General features: G+C 62.7%; 6 protein-coding genes. 4 read left to right on the plus strand and 2 right to left on the minus strand.

Going from position 1 to position 5,295, the window contains the following annotated elements:
- Both J7E68_RS14855 and J7E68_RS14860 read left to right on the plus strand, forming a co-directional pair.
- On the plus strand, positions 1-369 hold a 369-nt coding region (locus J7E68_RS14855; protein WP_215173859.1), incomplete at its 5' end, for an aldehyde dehydrogenase family protein.
- Positions 362-1,774, plus strand: a complete 1,413-nt coding sequence (locus J7E68_RS14860) for an FAD-binding oxidoreductase (RefSeq protein ID WP_215173869.1) — start codon at positions 362-364, stop codon at positions 1,772-1,774. The genes J7E68_RS14855 and J7E68_RS14860, both read left to right, overlap by 8 nt.
- Before the next feature lie 18 nt (positions 1,775-1,792).
- Here J7E68_RS14860 and J7E68_RS14865 read toward each other — a convergent pair whose 3' ends face one another.
- Positions 1,793-2,365, minus strand: a complete 573-nt coding sequence (locus tag J7E68_RS14865; RefSeq protein WP_215173861.1) for a TetR/AcrR family transcriptional regulator — start codon at positions 2,363-2,365, stop codon at positions 1,793-1,795.
- 783 nt (positions 2,366-3,148) lie between these two features.
- On the opposite strand from J7E68_RS14865, the gene J7E68_RS14870 reads away from it, so the two are divergent.
- Both J7E68_RS14870 and J7E68_RS14875 read left to right on the plus strand, forming a co-directional pair.
- Positions 3,149-3,544, plus strand: coding sequence for a hypothetical protein (locus tag J7E68_RS14870; protein WP_215173863.1), 396 nt, complete (start codon positions 3,149-3,151; stop codon positions 3,542-3,544).
- 108 nt (positions 3,545-3,652) lie between these two features.
- Positions 3,653-4,450 (plus strand): alpha/beta hydrolase-fold protein, encoded by a 798-nt coding sequence (locus tag J7E68_RS14875; RefSeq protein WP_215173865.1) that lies wholly within the window; start codon positions 3,653-3,655, stop codon positions 4,448-4,450.
- Positions 4,451-4,546: 96 nt separating this feature from the next.
- Here the strand turns inward: J7E68_RS14875 and J7E68_RS14880 are convergent, their stop codons facing one another.
- The gene (locus J7E68_RS14880) at positions 4,547-5,110 is read right to left on the minus strand and encodes a TetR/AcrR family transcriptional regulator (protein WP_215173867.1); all 564 of its coding nucleotides are present in this window, start codon (positions 5,108-5,110) and stop codon (positions 4,547-4,549) included.
- Between the last annotated feature and the right edge of the window lie 185 nt (positions 5,111-5,295).

The raw sequence follows: 5,295 nt of genomic DNA on the forward strand, positions 1-5,295 counted from the left end.
GACGATATCTTCCGTGACGCGGTGTTCGGCCCCGTTTTGACCGTGACGCCGTTCGATTCCGACGATGAGGCCTTCACTCTCGCGAATGATTCGATCTACGGCTTGGCCGCATCCGCGTGGACGAAGGATCTGGCACGCGCCATGCGGGCCAGCCGCGACCTCGTTGCCGGCGCCGTGTGGGTCAATGACCACATCCCGATTGTCAGCGAGATGCCACACGGGGGTGTGCGGCAGTCCGGTTTCGGAAAAGACATGTCCTCTTACTCCTTTGACGAATACACCGTGGTCAAGCACGTCGCCTTCGACCACACAGGCGCAGCGGCCAAACCATGGCACGAAACCATCTTCCGGAAGGCATCCCATGAGTAACACCCCGGCATACGGACACGAACTGCAGCACGACCCCGCCGTCCTTCACGCAGCGGTCGCAGATGCCGCACCTCGCTCGTTTTGGCTGGACGACTCATCCCGGCCCGAGTCTCGTTCTCGCCTGACAGGGACCATCACCGCTGACCTCGCAGTCGTAGGCGGCGGTTACGCCGGTCTGTGGACGGCGCTCATCGCCAAGGAGCGTCACCCGGACTGGGAGGTTGTCCTCGTGGAGGCCCGCACCGTCGGATGGGCAGCAAGCGGCCGCAACGGTGGCTTTGTCGAGGCGAGCCTCACACACGGCCCGGAGAACGGAGAGCTGCACTTCGCGAAGGAGATGGCGATCCTGGACCGCTTGGCAGAGGAGAACTTCAACGCCCTGTCCGACACGATCCACCGCTACAACATCGATGCAGAGTTCGAACTCGAACCCACCCTCACCGTCGCTACCGAGCCGCACCAGGTCGCCGACATGAAGGACACCGGGGAGGACATCCTGGAAGGGGATTCACTCGCCGCGTATGGTCGCTCTCCTTTGTTCCGCGCCGGCCGCCTGGACTACCACGGCAACGCGTTCGTGCATCCCGCGAAACTTGCATGGGGGTTGGCGGAGACCGCCGAGACCCTCGGGGTGAAGATTTTCGAGCACACTCGCGCCCGGAAGTTCCGCAAGGCAGGTGACCTCACGGTCGTCCGGACGCGCCGAGGTCAGGTGAGGGCACGTCGAGTCGCGCTCGCGACGAACGGATTCCCGTCGCTGCTTAAGCGCCTTCGCCTCTTCACGGTGCCGATTTACGACTACGTCCTGATGACTGAGCCGCTCAGCGAGGCCCAGCTAGACGCCATCGGATGGACCGGACGACATGGCATCACCGACTCCGGCCGCGAGTTCCACTATTACCGGAAGACCGCCGACAACCGCATCCTGTTCGGCGGGTACGACGCCGTGTACCACCGGGGCCGCAAGATCCGGGATTCTCAAGACCAGCGACCTGAAACCTTCGAACGGCTCGCCGACCATTTCTTTAGTACCTTCCCTCAGCTGGAAGGAATCCGCTTCAGCCACAAGTGGGGCGGGATGATCGACATGTCGACGCAGTTGGTCGCCTTCCACGGCGCCACCCGCAACCGTCGGATTGCTTACAGCGCCGGGTATACGGGCCTGGGTGTGGCAGCAACGCGTTTCGGCGCGGAGACGATGCTCGACTTCCTCGAAGAAGCTGACACTGAGCGAACACGTCTGCGGATGTCGAGACGCCTGCCTATCCCGGTGCCGCCGGAGCCCATCGCCTATCCGCTGATCCAGATGATGCGTCGGGCAGTTGCGAAGTCGGACGCTAACGGAGGCAAGGACGGACTGCTGTTGAAGCTCGCAGGACTCTTCGGCGTCGGGTTCGATTCCTGATCGCGAATGCCCACGCGCTCAATGGACGGATAGAACCGCAGGCTCATCCCACTCAGGCACCACGCTCGTGTCGATGTCGAGCACGCGCCGGAGCGCGATGCTCAGAGTCGCGAGCTGGCGTTCGGGCGGCCAGGCGAGGGCGTTCGTCTGGTAAGCCAGGGAGATGCCGTCAGTGGTCGCCCGCAGCACGTCGATGGTGGATTCGACATCATCTTCCGCTGCGAGTTGGACCAGCTGCGTCCGGAGTTCCGCTCGAATGGCCTCGTCGAACCTGAGGAGTACGTCCAAGCACGCGGGTTCGTCCTTCGTCGCGAGGATCTGGATGCGAGCGTGCTCCTCTGCCTGACTTTCGGCATCCAGAGGCAGGAGCCATTTCAACAGCATCGATACGGAGTCTGCCGGGGAGTGAGTGTGGGACTGCAGTTCCTGGAGCTCAACGCGCCATGTCGCTGACAGTTGAGTGACCAGGTCGAGGAGCAGCGCGCTTCGCGACTGATAGTAGTGCGTGACGAGGGTGATCGACCCTCCTAGGCGCGCTGCGACAGACCGGATCGACAGACCCTTGGTGCCCTCGTCAGCGATCAACTCCATGGCAGTCCGGGCGATCTGTTGCCGACGCGCGTCGTGATTCACGATTCGCGGCACTGCGAAACCTCCTCGCTCAGACATGCCGTCGCGATGCGGGGCATGGTCTGAACGTTACCGCACCGACCTTCAGCCCTTGATGGTCGACTCCATCACGATGCTTTATTTATAACACCTGATACATATAGAGTTCTCGCAATCCGCGTCCGCGGCAGAGGTATCGGTAACTACGGCGAAGTAGGTTTCAGATGGAACGAAGGATCTCAACGGCTACCGCAGCTTTCATGGTCGGGATTGTCTTAGCAGGCTCCGGCACTTCGGTGGCCTTCGGCGCCAGCTCTGCCGACACCCAGGGGACAGTCGTGACGGAGACGCTCACGTCCGGCAACCAGGCACACTTCTTCATCCCCGACATCGAATCGCTGGGGTCACGCGCCACTGCCACCCGGATCCTCGTAGTGCTGTCAAACTCGACGATCACCCCCGACGACGCCGGTGCGCTCGTACGAGACTCGGGCGTCGCAGAGATCGCAGCTGACGAGCACGGGGTCGTCGCCGTCCTCGCCCCCGCCGAGGAGGCGTGGTCGCCCGCGGACACCGCAGCGTTCCCCGCTCTGCTGCAGCGGTATGCAGACGAAACTGGACCCGCGTATGACGAAGCAGGCAAGGCATGCCTGCCGGACTTCCTTACCGGGGAGTCCGTGTGTAAGTACCCGGGTACGCGCGCGCGTCTACCTATTCGCCGACGGTGCGGGAGCCGACTTCGTCAGCCGCAGCGTATCTGCTGGCGTGGGGGTACCAGCGATCTTTCCTGACCGCGAAGGCAACCCGCAGTCCCAGTTGTGGACGCCGAGCGCTGTCTACCTGTCGAACACAGAAGCACTACCCGTCGCCCCATTCAACGAAGCGGAACTGCCTGCGTATCTCGTGAACGCTGATGCCAGCGTCGAGAGAGCGTACAAGTCGCTCAACGGGGTACACGACCTGTTTGGCACGGCCGCCTCCCACGTCGTCGAGGGCTTCGACCGAACCTCGATTCTCAAGGGCTACGAGGCGGTGCTTCAGCGAACGATCTCTCATTGGAACGCGACCCAGACCGAGATCTATGAGATCGCCGACTACGAAGGGGATGGCACGACGGTGACGAACGATGCCCCTGTCATCAACGGTGCTCCGTTGGAGTAGATCGCTTATGAACCGAAGTCCATCGCAGAGAGCGAAAAGCATCCTTTGGTTCTGGCGTTCCACGGCGGTGGCAACAACGCGGAGTACTTGATGTAATCCACGCAGTGGGTGGACGTCGCCGAAGAACAGGGGTTCATGGTTGTGTCGGTCAACCAGCACGTGGACAGGACCCCTGAAGAGATCGTCGAGCTCCTCGACTATCTGGAGGAGAAGTTCCCGTCCATCGACGGCTCCCGCGTGTATGCCACCGGGTTCTCGATGGGGTCAGTGAAGACTTGGGCGCTCAGCGAGACCTACCCGGAGCGATTCGCTGGAGTCGCACCGATGAGCGGGTCGTTCGAGCCCGAGGCGACCGCCATTCCGGAGACTGCTATCCCTGTCATCTACTTCGCCGGGCACGAGTCCCCGCTGACGGAGTACCCGCACACTTCCTGCGACTCCGAGAGGTGCGGCGATGGCGAGGCCGGTTGGTTGGACGCGCGACTGGCGGCGATGTTCGCCCAGAACGGCGTGGAGGAGGACTGGGAGTTCGACCGGTCTCAGGAGGCGAACTGGGGACTGGCCCCCACCAGCACCAGCATTGTGGAGGACTCTCTCTTCGATAACGTCTCTGTCCAGGTGAACAGTTACGAGAGTGGAGATGGTCAGACCATCACGCAGCTCGCTTCGGTCCGAAATGTTGCCCACGAAGCAACGCCCATTGAAGCTCAGATTGCATGGGACTTCCTCAGCAAGTTCAGTCGCGGTGACGATGGCGAGATCGTCACGGCCGCCGCAGACTCGAAGAGGCAGAGCGAGCCTCCGATTCTCGCCATCCTGCTCATCGCTGCAGCGGTGCTGGTTGTCGTGGTCATCGTTGTGACGGTCACGCTGCGCAGACGTGCCCGTGCCCAAGCGGGCGCTTGAGCGGAGCGCGTGAAACCGCGGTCGGCGGGTTGCTGGAGGGCCAGCCCGCCGACCGTGACCCGTCTTCGGAGAGCTCTCAATCGTCCTCGCCGCTGTTCAGCGCCGAGAGGCGAGACCGTCGGCCAGGTCATTCAGCATGGTCAACGCGCTCTCCAACGAATCATCGTCCTGCAGATCCATGTGGCGCCGAAGGAGACCGTCGACGGCCGCACTGAACACGATTACAGCCGTGGGGTCCGTCACTCCGCGATGCGTCAGTTGACCGGAGATTGCTCTTTCGAATCGCTCCCACATCGCTACTGCGTACGGGCGATACTCGGGGTTGCGCGCCGCCTCGTTCAGGAGTTCCCGTTCGAACGCCACAACGCCGTCGGCGTCTTCTGCAACCTCCGCGATGTGGTCGCCGAGGCGTGGGGACTGGCCGTCCTCTTCGGCGATAGCGCCCGTCAACGACACCGTGATGGCACGTTCCAGCGCCGCGCGGATGAGGTTGTCGCGGGTGCCGAAGTGATGGACGATCATCCCATGCGTGAGGCCGGCCTCTGACGCAATTGCGCGAAGTGTCGACCCCCGAAGTCCGCGCGACCCGACGACCCGGATCGCGGCACGGATGAGTTGATCCCGAGTTGCAGGCTCAACACCGTCGGAAAGTTCGGACACGTGACGACCCTACCCGCTCACCTCACACGGGAAGGATGGCTGGTCGTAGATGAGGTACCTGGCGCCACCCCTACTGCCCTCGAGGCACTCTGAGCGACGCTGCGTACATGGTCATCATGGCCATCGAGACCGCGCATGGAAGAAGGGTGACCCTTCAGAACTGCCCGACGGCTATGAGCACGGCA

Origin of the sequence: Microbacterium sp. ISL-103 (genome assembly GCF_018613995.1) — a bacterium.
In the GTDB taxonomy this organism is placed as follows: Bacteria; Actinomycetota; Actinomycetes; order Actinomycetales; family Microbacteriaceae; genus Microbacterium.